The organism is Actinoplanes sp. NPDC051851, assembly GCF_040681165.1.
Classification (GTDB): Bacteria; Actinomycetota; Actinomycetes; order Mycobacteriales; family Micromonosporaceae; genus Actinoplanes.
In genome coordinates this window covers 37,531-57,346 of record NZ_JBFAYF010000050.1, presented here as the reverse complement: position 1 = coordinate 57,346, position 19,816 = coordinate 37,531, and the positions used below count along the sequence as shown (strand labels likewise).

At 73.0% G+C, this 19,816-nt stretch carries 16 protein-coding genes; 8 read left to right on the top strand and 8 right to left on the bottom strand.

Translation table 11 applies throughout. The features are described from left to right. Window positions 1-127: 127 nt before the first annotated feature. A complete protein-coding gene (locus AB0M08_RS35500; protein WP_364503232.1) occupies window positions 128-1,090 on the bottom strand; it encodes a helix-turn-helix domain-containing protein in 963 nt (320 codons plus the stop codon). A gap of 53 nt (window positions 1,091-1,143) precedes the next feature. Here AB0M08_RS35500 and AB0M08_RS35495 point away from each other — a divergent pair, with 53 nt between their 5' ends. From AB0M08_RS35495 to AB0M08_RS35485, 3 genes are all read left to right on the top strand, one after another. Next, complete coding sequence (locus tag AB0M08_RS35495; RefSeq protein WP_364503229.1) at window positions 1,144-2,391, top strand: amino acid permease; 1,248 nt, start codon at window positions 1,144-1,146, stop codon at window positions 2,389-2,391. A 260-nt stretch (window positions 2,392-2,651) separates the two neighbouring features. After that, on the top strand, window positions 2,652-3,071 hold the full coding sequence (locus tag AB0M08_RS35490; protein WP_364503226.1) for a hypothetical protein: 420 nt from the start codon (window positions 2,652-2,654) through the stop codon (window positions 3,069-3,071). A gap of 4 nt (window positions 3,072-3,075) precedes the next feature. Continuing rightward, window positions 3,076-3,984 (top strand): alpha/beta hydrolase, encoded by a 909-nt coding sequence (locus tag AB0M08_RS35485; RefSeq protein ID WP_364503223.1) that lies wholly within the window; start codon window positions 3,076-3,078, stop codon window positions 3,982-3,984. 154 nt (window positions 3,985-4,138) lie between these two features. Here AB0M08_RS35485 and AB0M08_RS35480 read toward each other — a convergent pair whose 3' ends face one another. Continuing rightward, window positions 4,139-4,564: an SRPBCC domain-containing protein gene (locus tag AB0M08_RS35480; protein WP_364503220.1), complete on the bottom strand. Its 426-nt coding sequence runs from the start codon at window positions 4,562-4,564 to the stop codon at window positions 4,139-4,141. A gap of 61 nt (window positions 4,565-4,625) precedes the next feature. On the opposite strand from AB0M08_RS35480, the gene AB0M08_RS35475 reads away from it, so the two are divergent. Beyond that, complete coding sequence (locus AB0M08_RS35475; protein ID WP_364503217.1) at window positions 4,626-5,219, top strand: TetR/AcrR family transcriptional regulator; 594 nt, start codon at window positions 4,626-4,628, stop codon at window positions 5,217-5,219. A gap of 122 nt (window positions 5,220-5,341) precedes the next feature. Here the strand turns inward: AB0M08_RS35475 and AB0M08_RS35470 are convergent, their stop codons facing one another. Both AB0M08_RS35470 and AB0M08_RS35465 read right to left on the bottom strand, forming a co-directional pair. Continuing rightward, on the bottom strand, window positions 5,342-8,722 hold the full coding sequence (locus tag AB0M08_RS35470) for a PAS domain S-box protein (RefSeq protein WP_364503214.1): 3,381 nt from the start codon (window positions 8,720-8,722) through the stop codon (window positions 5,342-5,344). A gap of 92 nt (window positions 8,723-8,814) precedes the next feature. Beyond that, window positions 8,815-9,636, bottom strand: coding sequence for a class I SAM-dependent methyltransferase (locus AB0M08_RS35465; RefSeq protein WP_364503211.1), 822 nt, complete (start codon window positions 9,634-9,636; stop codon window positions 8,815-8,817). A 91-nt stretch (window positions 9,637-9,727) separates the two neighbouring features. On the opposite strand from AB0M08_RS35465, the gene AB0M08_RS35460 reads away from it, so the two are divergent. Beyond that, window positions 9,728-12,559 carry an AAA family ATPase gene (locus AB0M08_RS35460; RefSeq protein WP_364503208.1) on the top strand — a complete coding sequence of 944 codons (2,832 nt, stop codon included), beginning with the start codon at window positions 9,728-9,730 and terminating at the stop codon, window positions 12,557-12,559. A gap of 314 nt (window positions 12,560-12,873) precedes the next feature. Here AB0M08_RS35460 and AB0M08_RS35455 read toward each other — a convergent pair whose 3' ends face one another. Next, complete coding sequence (locus AB0M08_RS35455; RefSeq protein ID WP_364503205.1) at window positions 12,874-13,737, bottom strand: helix-turn-helix transcriptional regulator; 864 nt, start codon at window positions 13,735-13,737, stop codon at window positions 12,874-12,876. Window positions 13,738-13,840: 103 nt separating this feature from the next. Here AB0M08_RS35455 and AB0M08_RS35450 point away from each other — a divergent pair, with 103 nt between their 5' ends. After that, the gene (locus AB0M08_RS35450) at window positions 13,841-14,836 is read left to right on the top strand and encodes an aldo/keto reductase (RefSeq protein WP_364503202.1); all 996 of its coding nucleotides are present in this window, start codon (window positions 13,841-13,843) and stop codon (window positions 14,834-14,836) included. A 6-nt stretch (window positions 14,837-14,842) separates the two neighbouring features. Here the strand turns inward: AB0M08_RS35450 and AB0M08_RS35445 are convergent, their stop codons facing one another. The 3 genes from AB0M08_RS35445 to AB0M08_RS35435 all read right to left on the bottom strand — a co-directional run bounded on the left by AB0M08_RS35445 (window position 14,843) and on the right by AB0M08_RS35435 (window position 17,911). Further along, a complete protein-coding gene (locus AB0M08_RS35445) occupies window positions 14,843-15,202 on the bottom strand; it encodes a hypothetical protein (RefSeq protein ID WP_364503199.1) in 360 nt (119 codons plus the stop codon). A 19-nt stretch (window positions 15,203-15,221) separates the two neighbouring features. After that, window positions 15,222-16,520, bottom strand: coding sequence for a hypothetical protein (locus AB0M08_RS35440; RefSeq protein WP_364503196.1), 1,299 nt, complete (start codon window positions 16,518-16,520; stop codon window positions 15,222-15,224). Window positions 16,521-16,609: 89 nt separating this feature from the next. After that, window positions 16,610-17,911 (bottom strand): AI-2E family transporter, encoded by a 1,302-nt coding sequence (locus AB0M08_RS35435; protein ID WP_364503193.1) that lies wholly within the window; start codon window positions 17,909-17,911, stop codon window positions 16,610-16,612. Window positions 17,912-18,007: 96 nt separating this feature from the next. Here AB0M08_RS35435 and AB0M08_RS35430 point away from each other — a divergent pair, with 96 nt between their 5' ends. Together AB0M08_RS35430 and AB0M08_RS35425 are read left to right on the top strand one after the other, a co-directional pair. Further along, a complete protein-coding gene (locus AB0M08_RS35430; protein WP_364503190.1) occupies window positions 18,008-18,583 on the top strand; it encodes a helix-turn-helix domain-containing protein in 576 nt (191 codons plus the stop codon). Next, on the top strand, window positions 18,583-19,797 hold the full coding sequence (locus tag AB0M08_RS35425) for an MFS transporter (protein WP_364503187.1): 1,215 nt from the start codon (window positions 18,583-18,585) through the stop codon (window positions 19,795-19,797). The genes AB0M08_RS35430 and AB0M08_RS35425 overlap by 1 nt, the downstream gene beginning before the upstream one ends. Window positions 19,798-19,816: the final 19 nt, after the last annotated feature.

Sequence of the window (19,816 nt, the reverse complement as noted above, 5' to 3'; positions counted from 1 at the left end):
CTCCCACCCGCAACGGCTCGCCGCGCGCGACTCCCACCCTCTCGATCTCGGCAACTTTGGTCGATACACGGGCATGGTTCGCCAAGATCGAGGCGGTGCCGAGCGGCGAGCGGTGTCAGTGGGGGTGTCAGTGGGCGGACCACGTGGCACGGTAGTCGCTCGGGGAGATGTGCAGGTGCTTTGCGAAGGCGGCGCGCAGGCCCGCGGCCGTGCCGAAGCCGCAGGAACCCGCGACCGCCTCGATGGTCAGCTCCGTCGTCTCCAGGAGTGCCTGTGCGTGGCGAAGCCGTTCGGCGGTCAGCCAGGCTCCGGGCGTACGGCCGAAGACGCTCAGGAAGCGGCGCGTCAGCTGGCGCTCGCTCAGGTGGGCTCGCGCCGCCATGTCGCGCAGGCGGATCGGCTCGCCGAGGCGGCGCAGCGCCCACTGGGTGACCTCGGCGAGCGGCGGGCTGCCGGCCGGTGAGACCGGGGCGATCATGAACTGGGCCTGGTCGGCGGGGCGATGGGGTGGGGTGACCATGCGGCGGGCCAGGGCGTTCGCGATCATCGTGCCGTGGTCGCGGCGGACCAGTTCAAGGCAGAGGTCGATGCCGGCGGCGGTGCCCGCGGAGGTGAAGATCCCCGCGTCCTCGGCGTAGAGCACGGCCGGGTCGAGGCGGACGAGCGGATGGCGGCGGGCCAGCTCGCCGGCGTGCATCCAGTGTGTCGTGGCGCGCCGGCCGTCGAGCAGACCGGCCTGGGCCAGCACGAACGCGCCCGAGCAGATCGCCGCGATCCGGGCCCCGCGCCCGTGTGCCTCGCGGACCGCGTCGACCAGGTCGGCGGGCTGCGCGGTGTGCACGTCGGCGCAGGCCGGGATCACCACCGTGTCCGCCGTGACCAGATCGTCCAGCCCGGAAGCGCCGGACGAGACGAACCCCCCGCCGATCGCGGTGGCCGGTGACGTGGCGCAGATCCGCAGGTCGTACCACGGGTCGACCAGGTCGGGGCGCGCGATCCCGAACACCTCGCACGGTACCGCGATCTCGAAGATCGGGGCGCCGGGCGTGACGGCGAGGGCCACCCGGTGGATGTCTGTTCTGTTGCGCATGACGACGATGATGACACTGGCCGGTACGCCGCCGATCCTCTGGGATGACAGGGGTGACGATCGGAATCGGGCAGGGTGTGGCCCTCTACGTGTGTGCGATCCTCGGCGCCGGGGTGCTGGTCTTCCCCGGTCAGGCCGCGTCCCTGGCGGGGCCGGCGTCGCTGGTCGCGTGGGGCTTCAGCGCCCTGATCGGACTGCCGCTGGCGTTCACGTTCGCGGCGCTGGCCTCCCGGTTCCCGGACGCGGGCGGCGTGGCGACCTTCGCGTCCCGGGCGTTCGGCCCGGCCGCGGGCGGGGTCACCGGGTGGTGGTACTTCATCGCCGGTTCGGTCGGGCAGACCATCGTGCCGTTGACCGCCGGGTACTACGTCACGGCCGCGCTCGACGTGGACCAGCGATGGGCGCCGGCCGTCGCCGCGGGCGTGCTCGCCGTCGCGGTCGCCGCGAACCTGGCGGGGCTGCGGTTCGGTGCCCGGGTGCAGATCGGCCTGGCAATCGGCGTGGCCGTCATCCTGATCGCGGTGATCCTGGTGGCGCTGCCGCAGATCAGGGCGGCCGCGTTCACGCCGTTCGCCCCGCACGGCGTCGCCGGGATCGGCCGGGCGGTCGTGGTGCTCTTCTTCGCCTTCGCCGGGTGGGAGGCGATCGCGCATCTCTCGGCCGAGTTCCGGGACGTACGCCGTACGCTGCCGATCGCCACCCTGCTCACCGTCCTGATCGTCACCGTGCTCTACCTCGGCGTGGCGTTCGCCGTGGTCGGGACCGGTGCGTACGGCGATCGCACCCTCGACCGCGTCTCCCTCGGCGTCATCATCGAGCGTGGCCCGGGCTTCTCGGCGGTCGGCGCGGTCGCGGTCGCCGCCGTGGTCATCTGTCTCGGCACCACGAACGCCTTCGTCGCCTCGGTCTCCCGGCTCGGTTTCGCGCTGGGCCGCGACGGCTGGGCACCGGACGTGCTGACCCGCCGCAACCGCCACGACACACCGTCCGCCGCGGTCCTCGCCGTCGGCGCGATCGGCGGGGCGGGCCTGGTCGGTGCCGCCCTGTTCGGCTGGGGCACCGACGACATCGTGTTCATCCCGTCGGTACTGGTCCTCGCCACCTACCTGCTCGGCACCACGGCCGCGGTCCGCCTGTTCACCGGCGTCCACCGCGCCGTCGCGGCCGTCGCCCTCACGCTCCTGCTGCTGACGGTCCCGTTCGCCGGCCGGCACCTGCTGATCCCGGCCGTGATCGCGCTGACCGTCGCCCCCATCCACCGTCTACACCACCGCACCATCTCCCGTACGCCATCGCCGTGAACCGCCGATCAGCACATGAAGCAATCTCGGTTTCCGTACGCATTAAGGAATCCGATTCATATTCGGCACTTCTCCTCAAAAGGCTGGATGAGTCAGCCTCGATCCCGCTGGACCCGCCGACTTCTATCGACGAGGCGTCGAGAAGCAGGCCCGCAATCGTGCGCCAGCACGATAAACAGGGCAGCGAGTCGACCGGCGAGGAGGTTCCGGGCACCCCGGCCTGATATCGCTGCTCTCCGCGACAACCGGGCAGCGCGATCGTGCGTACGGGAAGAAGGGTCGATATTGAGCGTGCGCCCGGCAGCCTCGGCTCGACCGCCGACCTCTTCAGACTTCCGAGCTTCTTCCAGTACGGGATCGGCTCGGCGGGTTTCGGCGTCTGGCGTGAGGTGGCGGCGCACACCATGACCACGCGCTGGGTCCTCGACCGGCAGTACTCGGGATTCCCGCTGCTCCACCACTGGCGGCAACTGCCGCAGACGTGGCTGGCCACCGGGCCGGGCGACGCGGCGTACGAATTCCTCGACCGGGCGCTCCGGGAGGGCTCGGTCTTCATGTGGTCACGGGGAATGGTCCACTTCGACGCGCACGTCCGCAACCTGCTCACCGACGGTCACCGCGTCTACTTCGCCGACTGCGGCCTGGCCGCCCACACCGGTTTCGCCCGTGTACTCTCCTGACCCGATGAGAGCCGCCACACTGGACGAGGTCACCGCCGATGGTGCCGTCGTCCGGCTCAACGACGTCGACCTGTTCGTCCGCCGCCTCGGGGATCGCGATCTGCCGCCGCTCGTGGTGATCCACGGCGGGCCGAGCTGGGATCACAGCTACCTGTTGCCGGTCATCGCCGACCTGACCGATACGGCCCATGTCGTCCTGTTCGACCTGCGCGGGTGCGGGCGCAGTCACCGTACGCCGCCGCTCGGGGACCTCCCGGAGAGCCTGTTACGACCGCGATTGCTGGCCGACGACGTCGCGGCGCTCATCCGGGCGCTGGGTACCGGGCCCGCCGACGTGCTCGGCTTCTCCTACGGCGGCCGGATCGCGATGCGCCTGGTGCAGCAGCACCCCGACGTCACAGGCCGCCTGATCCTGGCGTCGACCACGGCGTACACCGAATTCGGCAGTGAATTGACGGGGTCCGCGGACTACCGCCGGCGCCGCGACATGTGCACCGAGATCGACGTCGGCGACCCGCTGCTGACCGGCCGGACGGCGCCGGACGGCGCGCTGAGCAGGGCGATGGCCGAGGCGGAGGCGCCCTTGCAGGTGTGGCGCCTCGACCGGCTGGACGCGTGGCGCGAGATCCTGGACCGGGTCCGCTTCAGCAGCGACTACGACCGGCCCTACGCCAGCGGGTCGCTGCCGCCGGGAGGACCCGAGAACGCCCATGAAGTGCTCCTGGACTGGGGCGGACCGGTCTTGATCCTGCACGGCGCGAAGGAGATGAGCTTCCCCATCGGTACGGCCAGACGCCTGCACGCCGCGCTGCCGGCCAGCACCCTCGCCGAGATCCCCGACGCGGCCCACATGGCCCATTTCGACAATCCGATCCCGTGGCTGACCGCCATCCGCCGTTTCCTGACGCCGTAATCGCCACGAAGGAGAGCGGGACGGGCGCAGACGATTTCAGCATCCGGCACACGTCACCATGCCGCCTCGCGCGGTCGCACTCGGGCCCCGGCGCCGGCGCCGGCCGGGACGATCGCGCCGGCGACCGTCGAGGCACGGCTCTCGGACCAACCCGTCAGCGACGGCTCGCGAGCACCGGCGGAAGACCTTCGACGAGCATCTTCCGCCGTACGGATCCCAGCAGCCTCGCCATCACGAACCCGCCGGGACCGGTGAACCCGGTGTGCCGCCAGGTGAACCGGGTGCCGCCGGGGATCTCCTCGAGCAGGTAGGTCACGTCGGTCACCGCGCCGCTCTCCCAGGTGTAGTGCATCGCCCTCGGCGCGTCCACCGAGACCACTTCGCAGTCGACGACACCGGACCATCCGACCGTCGGCTTGCCCACGAACCGGAACCTCGTCCCCGGCACGGCGGCGAACCCCTCGGGCCGCCCGCCCCGCCCGGTGGCGGTCCACCGGGCGACCTGTTCCGGATCGGTCAGCACATGCCAGACCTCCTCCACGGGGTACGGATACTCCCGGACCACGGTGTATTCGCTCATGGCGGCGAATCTACCTAACGGCCGGTAGGCCAGTCAACCGGCCGTTAGGTAGGCTGCTCGCATGGCCACCCCGACCCGCCCCCGCCGCGACGGAGCGGAGACCCGCCTCCTCGCCCGCCGCACCGCCCTGCGCCTCTTCGCCGAGCAGGGCTACGAGGCGACGTCACTGCGCCAGATCGCCGACGAGCTCGGCATCAACAAGGCGTCGCTCTACTACCACTTTGCCAACAAGGAGGCGATCCTGCTCTCCCTGCTCGACGAGCGGGGAGAGGAGGCCGGCCACCTGCTGACCTGGCTCCGCGACCAGCCCCGCACCCCGGCCCTGCTCACCGAGGCGGTGCTGCGCTGGGTCGACTCCTTCACCCCCGACAAGCTCCAGGGCATCCGCTTCATGTCCGCCAACCCGGTGATCGTCCGCACCCTGGTCGCCAGGCCCGGCACCGACCGCGTCGGCCCCACCCTGACCGACGTCGTCGCCGAGCTGACCACCCTGCTCCCGGACCCGTCCCCGCCGAACGTCCTGCTGCTGCGGATGGCCCTGCTCAGCGTCAACGCCGCCGTCCAGGCCGCCGACCCGGCCCTCACTCCGGACGAGGTCATCATCGCCGCCGCCCGACAGTCCGCCCGCGCCGTCCTGGGCGACCTGACGAGATGACCCGAGCACCGACCCCACCGATCGAAGAACGCGAATCGCCGGCCGACCGGAGTGAGCCGGCGTGTACGAGCGGAACCGCTGCGGCTTTACGCACCTGCGGCCGTACGGGAGAGGCGGCGAGCTCAACCGGCGGTCTGCAGGGTGAGGATGAACCGGGATCCGCCGGTGGGGTTGGGCTCGTAGTGGATGTCGCCGTGGTTGGCGCGGGCCAGGCCCCGGACGATGTAGAGCCCCAGCCCGGTCCCCTTCGCCGACGCGGCGTCGCGCTGTGCCCGGGTCAACCGGTCGAAGAGGCGGCCGCGGAACTCCTCCGGGACGCCGGGGCCGCTGTCCTCCACCGTGATGCAGGCGGTATGCGGGTCGGGCCCGGTGGCGAGGTGGATGGCCGTCGCGCCGCCGCCGTACTTGCCCGCGTTGGAGAGGAGGTTGACCAGGATCTGCTGGAGGTGGCCGGCGTGGAAGAGCACCTCGACGTCCTCGCCGGTGACCGGGACCTCCTCCCGTTCGACGGCCGACAGGGCGTGCCCGATCTCCTCGCGCGCCCGCAGGTGGGCGGGTTCGGCGGTCAGCGCGCCGGACTCGATGGTGACCATGGCCAGGACCTCGCGGACGATCTCGTCGAGGCGGCCGGCCTGACGGGCGATCGCCGTGATGGCGCGGCCGCGCCGTTCGTCGGTGAGGTGCGGCCAGTCGTCGGTGAGGATCTCGGCGTTGCCCTGGATGGCGGTGAGCGGGTTGCCGATCTCGTGGCCGAGCATCCCGATGATGTCGAGTTTCAGCTGGTTGGCGGCCTCCAGCTCGGTGTTGCGCTCGGCCAGGGCGCGTTCCGCGGTGCGCGCGGCGGTGACGTCTGTGTTGATCTCCAGGACCTGGGTGGTGGCGCCCTCGTCGATGCTGTCGGGGTGGTGCAGGACCTGGCGGCTGAGGACCGTGAGGGCGTCGCCGTGGGCGCTGCGGTGGTCGAGCTGGCCCTCCCAGCGCCCGTCGCGTTCCAGGGCGGCCCGCTGCTGGGCGACGGTGCCGCCGCCCGGGAAGCCGGTGCCGAAGAGCTGGTGGGTGATCTGGTGCTGGACGGCGGCGAGCGGCCAGCCGTAGAGCGTGGTCGCGCCGGAGTTCCACCAGCGGATGGTGCCGTCCAGGTCGCGGACGATCACCGCGGCCGGGATCAGCTCCAGCAGGCGGGCCTGGCGGCGCAGCTCGGCGTCGGCGGTGCGGCGGGCGGTGATGTCCTCGACCTGGTTGACCGCGTAGCGGGCGGTGCCCTCCGGGTCGCGGATCACCGCGGTACGGATCGCCACCCAGACGGTGTGGCCGTCCCGGTGGCGGTACCGGCGCTCGGTGGCGACCGTGTCGGCCTCCCCGGTGACCAGGCGCTCGATGTGCGCGGCGGTGGACGCGACGTCGCCGGGGTGCTGCAGGTCGGCGTAGTTCATCCGGGTCAGCTCGTCGGCGGTGTACCCGGTGATCGCGGTCATCGCCGGGTTGGCGTGCAGGTAGTCGCCCCGGGTCCCGGGTTCCATGCTGGAGAGGGTGAGCCCGAGCGGCGAGTTGTCGAAGGTGAGCCGGAACCGGTTCTCGCTGGCGGCCAGTTCGGAGAGCGCCTGGGTACGCTCGGCCAGCAGCGCCGCCGCGTGGGCGGTGTCGTCGGCGTGCCGCAGCGCGGAGCTGAGGCTCTCGGCGAGCAGGGCCAGCTGCTGCTCGTCGGCCTCGTCGAAGGCGCCGGGGCGGTGCGCGGAGACCTTGAGTACGCCGGTGACACCCCGTTCGGCGTGCAGCGGGGCGACCACCATCGACCCGATGCCGAGCCGGCACGCGGTCTCCCCGTCGACGCGCGGGTCGTCGGCGGTGTCCCGGCAGTGTCCGGCGGTGTCGGCCAGCAGGGCGTACCCGGAGAGTGATCCGGTCGCCGGGATCCGGATGCCCTCGAACGGGGTGAGCGTGCCGGCCGTCGCGGTGTAGATCAGCTCGGCACCGTCGACCAGCTCGACCACCGCGCCGTCGGCGGCCGGGAAGAGGTCGACCGCGCGGTGGGCGACGACGCGCAGGGTGGCGTTCCGGTCCGCGGCCGCGGCGATCACCTCGCGCTGCACGGTCAGCGTGGCCCGCAGCCGGGTGAGCTCGCGGGCCGCGGCGTCGGCGGCGGCCCGCTCGGCGGTGATGTCCTGGAGCTGGACCAGGAACCACGGCCGGTCCGCGGGACCCGGGATCGTCGCCGCGATGATCCGGACCCAGACGCTCGCGCCGTCCGGCCGGATCATCCGCTTGCGGTAGTCGACGGTGCCGCCGGTGTCCCAGAGTCGCCGCTGGGCGTCCCGGGTGACGGGCAGGTCGTCGGGGTGGGTGATGTCGGCCGGTCCGAGACCGATCAGCGCGGTGACGGTCCGGCCGGTCAGTGCGGCGACGGCCTGGTTGGCCTCGTGGATGCGGCCGTTCTCGTCGGTGAGGAGCAGGCCGATCGGGCTGCCCGCGAAGGCGGTGCGGAACTGCTGCTCGCTGCGGGCGAGGGCGGCCTGGGCGGCGCGCTCGGCGGTGATGTCGAGCAGCTGGATGACGACCGAGACCGGGCCCTCGTCGTCGGCGATCGCCGAGGTGCGGGAGACCGCGGCGAGCAGCCGCCCGTCCCGGCGGATCAGCGTCGACTCGCGCATCCCGCGGGACTGGACGCCGGTGGCCAGCAGGTCCAGGCTCTCCTCCAGCTCGCCGGGCGGCCGGGTGGTCAGGTCGGCCAGGGTCAGCGTGAGCGCCTCCACCGAGGTGTAGCCGAGCAGCTGGCAGAAGGCCGGGTTGGCGAGCACCACCCGGCCCCGGTCGGTGCCGCGGAGCCCGACCACCACCTTCGCGATCGGGCTGTTGTCGAAGACCTCGGCGAACCGGCGCTCGCTGCGGGCCAGGGTGGCGCGTTCCCGCTCCAGGGCCCGTACCGCCGCGTTGGCGCGCTGTAGCAACTCCTGCCGGTCGGCGGCGTCCTCGGCGTGCCGCAGTGCGCTGCCCAGGGCGTCGGCGAGCAGGGTCAGCTGCTGCTCGTCGGCGTCGGTGAACGCGTACGTCCGCTCGCTCGCCACCAGCAGCGCGCCGAGCGGCTCGCCGCCCGGTCCGCGCAGCGGCGCCACCACCAGCGACCCGGTCCCGGTGCTACGGGTGAGCTTCGCGTTGCGCCGGGGGTCGTTGGCCGTGTCGTCGCAGCGCACGGTGAGCCCGGAGACCACCGCGAGCCCGGAGAGCGTGCCGTTCATCGGGATCGGCGGCAGGTCCCGGGCGACGAGCCGCCCGACACCGGCCACCACCCGCATCACGCCCGCGCCGTGGTCGATCATCTGCACGGTCGCGCTGTCCCCGGTGGGCAGCACGGTCAGCGCCCGCTCGGCCATCAGCCGCAGCACCGCGTCCCGGTCGCCGGCCACCGCGGTGATCTCCCGCTGCACGGCGATCGTGGTCCGCAGCCGGTCCGCCTCCTCGCGCAGTTGCCGCTGGTCACGGTCCCCGCCGGTGACGATCTCGGTCATCAGGTCTCACCGCCTTCGGCACGGCGCTGCGCGCGAAGGCGGCCGCGAGGAACCCCGACACCCACCTCGTTCCGTTCGACCGGGTTCGGGTTTTATTGAGCCGGACGCTTCTTCCAGGCTCCGCCGAGCAGCGGAAGCCGGACGTATCGGCCCGGATCCGCGGCGGTCTCCCGGTGCAGGGCGGCCAGCGACGCCTCCGCGCGGTCGAGCGAGGTGAGGCCGTGGGCGTACGCGACCGGCAGCAGGCTGCGGTACACGCTCTCCAGGATCGGCGCGGCCGCGGTGATCGGCAGCAGCCGCCCGGCCACGTCGGTGCCGTCCGGCGCGCCGGCCCCGGCCTCGATCATCAGATGCGGCAGCCGGGTACCGGCGTGCACATCGCACCCGGCGGCCCCGAACGCCTCCAGCACCACCCCGATCATCTCGTCGAGCAGGGCGAGCGGCGGCTGGGCGGCGACCGCGCCGACGTCGTAGTCCTGTAGCAGCAGGTGCCCGCCGGGGGCGACGGAGGCCCACAGCCGGCGCAGCACCTCGACCCGCTGCGGCAGGTGGAACAGGAGCAGGCGGGCGTAGACCAGGTCGTACGGCCCGTCCGGGATCGGCAGCGCGCCGGTCAGGTCGTGCACCCGCGCCCGGCAGGTCCGGTAGCCCTGCTCGTGCAGCGCGGACTCGGTGACCGCGCAGGTGACCGGGTCGATGTCGAGGCCGGTGACGGTGCCGGTGGGCCCGGTCCGCTCGGCCATCAGGCGCATGGTCTCGCCGGGCCCGCATCCGGCGTCGAGGCAGCGGGCGCCCGGCGCGAGGCCGAGCCGGTCCAGCAGGCGTGCGGTGTCGGTCTCCCAGAGCCGGGCCTGCGCCCGCACCCGGTCGAACTCCTCGGGCGTACGCCCCAGTGCGTAGTCGATGGTCTGCATGCCGTCGATGCTCGGCCCGCGCGTGCCGGGTTGAATCGTGGATCCGACCACGAGGTTTCGCGCGGCGCCGCATCGACGTACCTTCGGCATCATGCCGCGCCTGCTGCTCCAGCGCGATGCGGAACTGGCGGCCCTCGACCACCGCCTCGATCGGGTGCGCGCGGGTTCCGGCGGCGTGATCGTCGTGGAGGGCCCGGCGGGCATCGGCAAGTCGAGCCTGCTGTCGGCCGCCGGGTCCGCCTGCCGTGGCCTGCGCGTGCTGCGGGCGTGGGGCGGCCCGCTGGAGCGCGACGCGGGCTGGGGCATCGCCCGCCAGCTCGTCGCCCCGCTCCGCTCGTCCCCCGAGTGGCCCGCCCTGGCGGTCGGTGCGGCCGCCCTGGCTCTGCGGGCTCTCGACGGAGAAGATCAAGACCGGTTCACCGTACGTCCGGAGCCGGGCATCCCCTCGACCGACGCCATGCACGCGGCGGCGCACGGTCTGACCTGGCTGCTCTGCGGCCTCGCCGAACGTGAGGCGACCCTGCTGCTCGTCGACGACGTGCACTGGGCCGATCCGCCGTCGCTGCGCTGGCTCGGGCAGCTCACCCGCCGCCTCGACGACCTCCCGCTCGGCATCCTCTGCGCGGTCCGGTCCGGCGAGCCGCCCGCCGACCCGGAGCTGCTCGCCGAGCTCCTGGCCGCCGCCGGTTCCCCGGTCCGCCCCGCTCCCCTGGAGCCCGCCGCGGTGACCGCTTTCGTCCAGCAGCGCCTGCCGGCCGCGGGCCCGGCGTTCGCGCGGGCGTGCCACCAGGCGACGGCCGGCAACCCGTTCCTGCTGGGCGCCCTCCTCGACCACCTGAGCGCCGAGCGACTGGAGCCGAGCGACCGGGTCGCCGCGGATCTCAGCGCCTTCGGCCCGGAGCAGGTGAGCCGCGCCGTCGACCGCCAGCTGTCCCGCCTCCCGTCCGGCACCGCCGATCTGGCCCGCGCCTTCGCCGTCCTGGGCCGCGGCACTCCCCTGCGCCACGCCCGTACCCTGGCCGGAATCGACCACCCGCAGGCCTGCCTCCTGATGGACCACCTCCGCGCCGCGGGCCTCCTGCGCACCTGCTCCGCCCCCTCTGTTGACGGCTCCGCCCCCGGAGACGGCTATGAGCTGGTCCATCCGCTGGTGGCCGCCGCCCTCTACGGGGGCCTGCCGCCCGGGGAGCGCGCCCTCTGGCACGCCCGGGCCGCCCGGATGCTGGAGCGCGACCACGCCGGCCCGGAGACCGTCGCCCTCCACCTGCTGCACACCGAGCCCGCCGCCGACACCGCCACCGTGACGACGCTGAGCCTCGCCGCCACCCTCGCCATCCGGCGCGGCGCACCCCCGAGCGCCGCGGCCTTCCTGCGCCGCGCCCTCGCCGAGCCCCCGCCCGACCACCGCACCGAGGCGGATCTGCTCGGCCGCCTGGGCCTGCTCGCCGCCGAACAGGTCCAGCCGGAGGCCTACCCCCTGCTCGACCGGGCGACGACCCTGGAGACCGATACCGCCCAGCGTGCCCGGATCGCTCTCTCCGGTGCCCGGGCGCTGGCCCTGGCCGGCTACTTCGAGGAGACCGCACGCCTGTGCCACCGCATCCTGGACGACCCGGGCGACACCGCCGCCGACCTGCTCGACCGCCTGGAGTCCGAGCTGGTCTGCGTCTCCTGGCTGGACACGGCGGGCGTCGCCGACGCCCGTTCCCGCGTCCTCCACCACCGTCCCGGTCCCGGCTGGGAGATCCATCGCGCTCACCTGACCGCGTCGGACGCCGCACCCACCGGCGAGACGTCGGCGATCCTGCGGGCCGCGCCGGAACCCGAGCCCGACTCGCTGCTCGCGACGTTCCACAAGTTCACGCTGATCGCCGACGACGACCTGGACACCGCCCGCGCGCTCTGCGACACCCTGATCGACACGGCCCGCCCCCGCGGCTGGATGACCGCTCTCGCCCACGGCAGCTTCATCCGCGCCGTCGTCCTGGTTCGCGCCGGCCGGATCAGCGAGGCGGTGACCGACGGACGGTGCGCGTACGATTTCAAACTCTCCTGCGGCCTCGCCCCGGGCCTGATCTGGGCCCTGTTCCCACTGCTCGACGCCTTGATCGAGGCCGGCGACCTGCCCGGCGCCGAGGCCGCGCTGACCGCCGCCGCCCCGTTCGGCCCGCTCCCACCGACCCGTTTCAGCACCGCGATGCTGCTGGAACGCCGCGCCCGCCTCCACCTGGCCCGGCACCGTCCCGCCGACGCCCACCGCGACCTGACCTCCGCGGCGACGATCTGGCGCGCCCTCGGCATGCACCACCCGGGCCTCACCGCGTGGCGGGTGGACGACTGCCTCGCGCTGACCGCTCTCGGCGATCCGGCCGCCGCCCGCGCCGTGGCCGAGGACCACCTGCGGCTCGCCGACCGGGTCGGCCTGCCCGGCCCTCGCGGCGCCGGCCTGCGCGCGCTGGCCACCACGCTCTCCCCCGCCGAAGCGGTCCCGGTGCTCACCGCGGCGACCACCCTGCTCGCCACCTCACCGGCCCGCCTGGAACACACCCGCACCCTGGTCGACCTCGGCGCCGCCCTGCGCCGCGCGAACCGGCGCACCGCCGCACGCACCCCACTCGGCCAGGCCCTGGACATGGCCGAGCGCGGCGGCATGCGCCTGCTGGCCACCCGCGCCCACCGCGAACTGATCGCGGCCGGCGCCCGCCCCCGCCGCCCGATGCTCTCCGGCCCGGCCGCCCTCACCCCGGCCGAACACCGGGTCGCCGAGCTGGCCGCCCGCGGCCACAGCAACACGGAGATCGCCCACGAGCTCTACATCACCCGCCGCACGGTCGAGACCCACCTGACCCACATCTTCCAGAAACTCCAGGTGACCCGCCGCTCCGCCCTAGCCACCCACTTGCACACCCCTACCGCGGGGTAGCGCATCCGGACCCCCACCGGAAGTCGGTGATCCGACCGCGACATCACCTTGTCAGCGCCGATCCCCCGCTTGCCGCTTGCCGCGGTCTCGCCAGGCGCGCCGGTTCCGCTTTTGGCTGGCCGTGAGCGGTGCCTCCAGCCCTTCGAGGCACCCCTCACGGCCAGCCGGAGACCGGACGAGCTGGCGCTGAAGGGTCCCTCAGGGCGGCTGAGACACCCCTGAACGCTGCCGGAAAGATCCACCGCGCTCCGAGCGGAACACCCGGCCGACCAGGCGGCGCTTCACGTGGTCCAGGAAGCCGGCGAAGGGTGCGGTCACCGGGGGTGCGCGGCGTCGGCGGGCGGGCGCGGGAACTCCTCGGTGCCGAGCACGCGCAGCAGGTCCAGGCGCTCGCGGTCGCCGGCCTCCGCGGGCGTCAGGACCAGGAGCTGCTGGCCCAGGTCCGGCGTGAGCAGGGTCTCGCAGTCGAGGGTGACCGGGCCGACGCGCGGGTGCACGATGGTCTTGCGGTCCGAACGGCGTACCGCGACCTCGTGCTCGTCCCACAGCCGCCGGAAGTCGGCGCTCGCGGCGGTGAGGCGGGAGACCAGGGCGGTCACCTCCGGGTCGCCGCTGCGGCGGCCGGCCACCGCGCGCAGGTCCGCGACCATCTGCCGGGCGTGCTGGTCCCGCTCGCCGTCGGGGTGGGTCACCCGCATCGACGGGTCGGTGAACCAGCGGAAGATCAGGTAGCGGTCGTCGCCGGAGCGGCCGGTGTGGTCGCCGGTGAGCAGCGTGGACATCCGGTTCTGGGCGAGCACCTCGCCGAGGTCGGAGACGACCATGGCGGGGGTGTCGCCGAGCAGGGTCAGCATCCGGAGCAGGCCGGCGCGGGCCAGGCGGGCGGTGCCCTCGGCGAGCGGCGGGTGGTGGCCGGCCAGGCGGAACAGGTGGTCGCGCTCGTCGTCGGAGAGGCGCAGGGCGCGGGCCAGGGCGGCGAGCAGCTGCGTGGAGGGCTGGCTGCTGCGGGCCTGCTCGAGGCGTACCACATAATCCACCGACATGCCCGCCAGCATCGCGACCTCCTCGCGCCGCAGGCCCGTCGTGCGACGGCGCGGACCGGCCGCGATGCCGACCTCGGCGGGACGGATCGCCTCACGGCGGCGCCTCAGGAAATCGGCGAGTTGCTCACGCTGCATGCCATCCATACTGCTTTCAGGGTACGCCCGGAGCCAGGGAGAGCCGCTCCCACGATAAGCGCTCCGCTCCCGCCGTGACCGCATCCGGCGCACCGTGGTGGACATGCAGAAACGAACTCTGGGCACGAACGGGCCGGCCGTCTCCGCACTCGGGCTGGGCACCATGGGGATGTCGAACGGGGCGTACGGGGACGCGGACCGGACCGAGGCGATCGCGACGGTGCACGCGGCGCTCGACGCGGGGATCACGCTGATCGACACCAGCGACCACTACGGTTCCGGGCACAACGAGATGCTGCTCGCCGAGGCGCTGCGCGGGCGGAACCGGGACGACTACCTGCTGAGCGTCAAGTTCGGCGCGCTGCAGAAGCCCGGCGGCGGGTTCGGCGGCCAGGACGGGCGGCCCGCCTCGGTGAGGAACTTCCTGGTCCACTCGCTGGTCCGGCTGGGCGTGGACCACGTGGACGTCTACCGCCCGGCGCGCCTCGACCCGGAGGTGCCGATCGAGGAGACGGTCGGGGCGATCAAGGAGATGATCGACGGCGGGTACGTCCGGTATCTCGGGCTCTCCGAGGTCGGCGCGGACACGATCCGCCGGGCGCACGCCGTGCACCCGGTCACCGACCTGCAGATCGAGTACTCGCTGATCTCCCGCGGGGTGGAGGCCGAGGTGCTGCCCACGCTCCGCGAACTGGGCATCGGGATGACCGCGTACGGCGTGCTGAGCCGGGGCCTGATCTCCGGGCACTGGAGCGCGGACGCCGTCCGCCCCGGTGACCACCGGACCATGATGCCCCGGTTCGCCGGCGAGAACGCCGCGCACAACCTGGCGCTGGTCGAGGCGCTGCGCCGGGTGGCGACGGCGAAGGGCTGCACGGTGGCCCAGCTCGCGATCGCCTGGGTCGCCTCCCGGGGCACCGACATCGTTCCGGTGGTCGGCGCCCGTACCCGGGAACGCCTCTCCGAAGCGCTCCCCGCCGCCGGCCTGGACCTGACCGACAATGATCTCGCCGAGATCGAGCGGGCCGTGCCGGCTGGATCGGCGCGGGGCGACCGCTACCCGACCGCCCTGATGTCCACGGTCGCGGTCGGCAACTGATCCGGATCAGCCGGTGTCGAGGGCGCCGAGGGCGTCGATGCTCCCCGACACCGGCCCGCTGTTGCCGCAGTTCCCGCAGGTGAACCGAGGGTCGGCGGACTTCCAGCAGCCGAGCTGACGGCAGGATCCGCAGCGGACGTACGAGTCGCCGCCGCACCCCGGGCAGCCCGGGTAGCCGGGCGCGAACCCGAACCGTCCGGCGACCGGAAGCCCGCCCCCGGTGACGACCTCGGGCGCGGCCTCCGGTTCGCCGACCACGGCCAGCTGCCACTCGCCCGCCGCCAGACGGAACGTGGCGACGCGCATCCGGCGGTCGGCGGAGCAGTACATCCGCACCCACGCGGTCCTCGCCCCCGGTGCATCCATAGTGGCCAGTCTATGCGGGTCAGGCCGTGGTGGTGAGGCGGTGCAGGGCCCACCAGGTGAGCGGGGTGCTGACGTCACTGTGGCCGCCGATCGCGGGATGCCCGGCCAGCTCGCCGGTGCCGTCCAGGGCGAGCACCCGGTGGCTGCCCGTCAGCCGGTAGCCCTGGGTGCCCGCCGCGATCGCCGGGTCGGTCAGTGCCAGGGGGCCCAGGCCGCTGGGGCCGTAGCCGCCGAGAGCGCCGTACAGGTCCGGGTCGCCGAACGCGGCGAACCCCTGTTCGCCGAGGTTGCGGCCGCGCAGGGCGAGGTGGAAGAAGTCGTGCAGCGGCTCGTCGTGCGCGGAGAACGTGGTCATGATCGGGCGCTCCACCCGGTCCAGGACGGCCTGGTATCCGCCGGCCCGTCCGGTGCCGGCCACGTTCGCGGCGAAGCACCAGCGGTTGACGGCCGCCTGGAGCAGCAGCACCGAGTGGGCCTTGCGGGGAACCGTGCCGGCGGCGAGCGCGGAGAGCACCAGCTTGGCGCCGAACGAGTGGCCGATCAGGTGCAGGCGGGCGGAGCTGTTCGCCAGGACGTGCCGGGCCAGCGGGCCGAGCCCGGCGGCGCCGACCTTGCCCGCTCGGGCCTTCATCTTCCAGACGGTGGCGGCACGCAGCAGGTCCCGCGGGTTCAGCCCCTGGAGATCGCCCGCCGTCAGCGATTCCCGGCGCGCGCCGGGCCCGGCCGGCGCGGGGTCCATCCGGGACCAGGCGTCCAGCCACTCGTCGAGAGTCGGCGGGGGTGAGCCGTCGTCCGGGTCGGGCTCCGGGCGCAGGGCGGCGAGCAGGATCTGCGCGGCGCGGCGGGCTTCGGTACGGTCCAGCGCGTCCCGCCCGTCCAGCAGCTCGGTGAGCTCGGCGTTCGCCGGCCGGTCGAGTCCCGCGGTGACGAAGGAGAGCATCTCCTCGACGTCGCGGCCCGGCACCCCGGCGAAGACCGGGATCTCCGGCCCCTCCTCCCACGGCATCACGAAGCTGGTCGACGGCCAGATCACCCCGATCAGCAGCGGCCGGTACCCGTCCGGAATCGGCACACCGAACTTCCGCCGCTCGTCGATGTACCCGGTGATGAAGTTCCGGTAGCGCTCGACGGCGTTGCGGAAAATGGAGTTCCAGCCGTGCGAGAAGACGAAGACGTCGCTGATCCCGGCCAGGCTCGCCTTGAGCTGCCGCTCGGTCTGCGGGCTACGCGACCTGCCGTTCTCGTCGTAGCGCAGCAGATAGAGATCCGCTTTCGTCCCCCCGGCGACGGTGAACTGCTGGAACGGGCCGACGACCATGACGGACCTCCCTGGGAACGACGAAGTGCGACCAGGTTAGGCCCGTTTCCCAGGGAGTACCGGTGCGGCGTTGTCCGTCAGCGGTGAATTCAGGCGCTCGGGTGACTGGGCACCGGTTCCGTCTCGGCGGGCGGGCCGCTCCCCTCGCGTTCGGCCTGATCATCGGGGTCCAGTGGTGACTCGGTCACCTCGGTGCCCGGTGGCTCGCGGTCCGGCGTCGGCTCGCCGCCGGGGTGGTGGGACAGGTAGCGGATGGCGGTGTTCAGCACGGCCAGCAGCGGGACGGCGACCAGACCACCCACGATGCCCGCGAGGACCACACCGGCCGCGATGGCGAGGATGACCGAGAGCGGGTGCAGGGCCACCGCACGGCCCATGATCAGGGGCTGCAGGACGTGGCCCTCCAGCTGCTGGACGGCGATCACCACGGCCAGCACGCTGATCGCGGTGACCGGCCCGTTGGCGACCAGCGCGATCAGGACCGCGACGGCGCCGCTGACCGTGGCGCCGACGACCGGGATGAAGGCGCCGAGGAAGACCAGGGCGGCGAGCGGCAGGGCCATCGGCACCCGCAGGACGACCAGGCCGATGCCGATGCCGACCGCGTCGACGAACGCGACCAGGACCGTGGCCCGGACGTACGACACCAGGGTGTGCCAGGAGTAGTGCCCGGCGCGCGCCATCGGGACCCGGGCGTCGCGGGGCAGCAGGCGGCAGAGGAACGACCAGATCTGGGCGCCGTCGCGCAGGAAGAAGAAGAGCGTGAAGAGCACCAGGAAGAAGCCGGTGACCACCTCGCCGACCGTGGTCGCGGTGCTCAGCGCGCCGCTGGTGAACGAGCCCTGGCTGGCGGTGAACGACTCGCGGGCCTTGGTCACGTACTCGCTGAGCTGGGCGTCGGTGACGTGCAGCGGGCTGCTGGCGAGCCAGCGCTCGATCTCGGTGATGCCGTCGCCGACCTGCGCGGAGAGGTTGTCGAGCTGGGCGATGAAGGTCCGCACGATCAGCCCGAGCCCGCCGAAGACCAGGACCAGCGCGGCGATCTCCACGACGCCGGCGGCGAGCGAGCGTTTGGCGCCGCGGCGGACCATCGCACCGGCGAGCGGCTGGAAGAGCGCGGCCAGCAGTAGGGCCACCAGCACCGGGATGATCACCACGCGGAGCATGCCGACGATCCGCAGGAACAGGTACGCCGCGATCACGAAGAGGATGAACCGCCAGGCCCAGGCCCCCGCGGTACGCACACCCCGGGGCAGCAGGTCGTCGCCGGCCGGCTGCTGGTTCACCACCACCACGTCCGGGCCACCGGTGAACGGCGGCGGCGCGTTGCGGCTCTCCGCGGTGGCCAGTGTCGTCCGCGCGCGATCCCGGACAGCTTGCGCCCAACTCATCGAATGTCCCCCTCGGTTGCTGCGGGGATGCCCCGGCGCGGGCGATTTCATGCCTCGGCGATTGCCAACGTTTCTTGGCCAACATATCTTGGCTACATGGTGTCCCCGAACCCGAAGCAGATCACCGACCCCGAAGCCCTGCGCGCCCTCGCCCATCCGGTCCGGCTCACGGTGCTCGAGCTCCTGACCGTGGACGGCCCGGCGACGGGCCGGAAGCTGGCCGACCTGACCGGCGAATCCACGGCATCCGTCAGCTATCACGTCGGTCAGCTGGTCAAATGGGGCCTCGTCGAGCCGGCCCACGATCTGGCGCGTGGCCGGGAGCGACCGTGGCGGGCCACCAGCCGGGGAATCACCTGGACCGCGGCCGGCGACGGATCGCCGGAGTTCGCCGCCGCCTCCCGGGCACTGCGGGAGCAGTTCATCGCCCGGCGACTCGCCGCGCTCGACGACTTCCAGCGCCACGAGGCCGGGTTCGACATCGCGTGGCGCGAGGCGGCCTGGGTGGGCGAGGACATGGGCTATCTCGATCCCACCGAGCTCACCGAGGCGACCGAACGGATCAAGGCGATCATCGCCGAATACACCGACCCCGCCCGGCCACGCCAGGAGGGCGCCCGCCGGGTCGCGTTCTTCGGGTACGCCGTACCGGCACCCGACGGTCCGCGCTGATGCTGCGCACCCCCGGCCTGCTCGCCCTGTTCGCCGCGAAGCTGCTGTCCACCGCCGGATCCTGGCTGACCCTGCTGGCCTTACCGTGGTTCGTGCTGGTCACCACGGGTTCACCGGTGACGATGAGTCTCGTCCTGACCGCGGAGTTCCTAGGCGTGGTGACCGTGGGACTGTTCAGCGGCAAGCTGATCGCCAGACTCGGCACCCGGCGCACCATGCTGATCGGCGACGCGGCCCGGGTGCCGTTGATGGCCTGGATTCCGGTGCAGCACCTGGCCGGCGGCGTGAACCTGCCGACCCTGCTCGCGGTGTCGTTCGGGCTCGGCGCGTTCACCACCCCGTACGTCTCGTCCCAGCGGTTGATCGTTCCGCAACTGCTCGGCCCCGTACACGGCAACGACGAGAAGCTCGTCGGACGCGCCAACAGCCTCATCGACGCCGCGACCCGCATCGCCGCGCTGGCCGGGCCCGCCGTCGGTGGGATCCTCATCGCGCTGCTCGGCCCGGCACAGGTCCTCTGGATCGACGCCGGGACGTACCTCGTCTCGTTCTCGATCGTCTTCGCCCTCGTGCGACCGCCCACGGACCGTCCCGTGACCGGCTCCGACGAGTATCACGCGAACGGCAGCGGCTACCGCCACGTGCTGGGTGATCCACCGCTGCGGCGGTTCGGCGCCGCGCTGATCCTGGTCACCCTCGCGATCCCCGCGATCTTCCTCTGTCTCCCGGTCCTGGTCCTGCACGACCTCGGCGGCGACCCGCGCACGCTGGGACTCCTCACCGCGGCCAACGGAGCCGGCCTGGCTCTAGGCAGCCTGGTCGCGGTCACCGCGCTGAGCCGGATGGGCACCACCGCCCTGACTGCAGCCGCGGCACTCCTGTGCGTACCGCTGTGGCTGCTCCTCGCCGAACAGCCGGCCGTCGTGGCCATCGGGCTGTTCCTCACCGGACTGGCCACACCGATGTTCACCGCAACCCTCATCACACGTTTCACCCTGCGCACCCCACCCGGCCACAGAGCACACGTCCTGGCCGCGGTGACCACCACCGAGAACCTCGCCGGGTTCATCGGCTTCACCGCCGCCGGGCCGGCCCTCCAGTTCGCCGGCCCACGCCCGGTCTTCGCCGCCATCGCCGTCCTGGCCGCAGGGGGCGCCACCATGTTCGTCCTCGGGCTGAGGGTGACACCGGACGTCTCTTACGCCGCCGCGTGACGACCGCCGCCGCGTGACG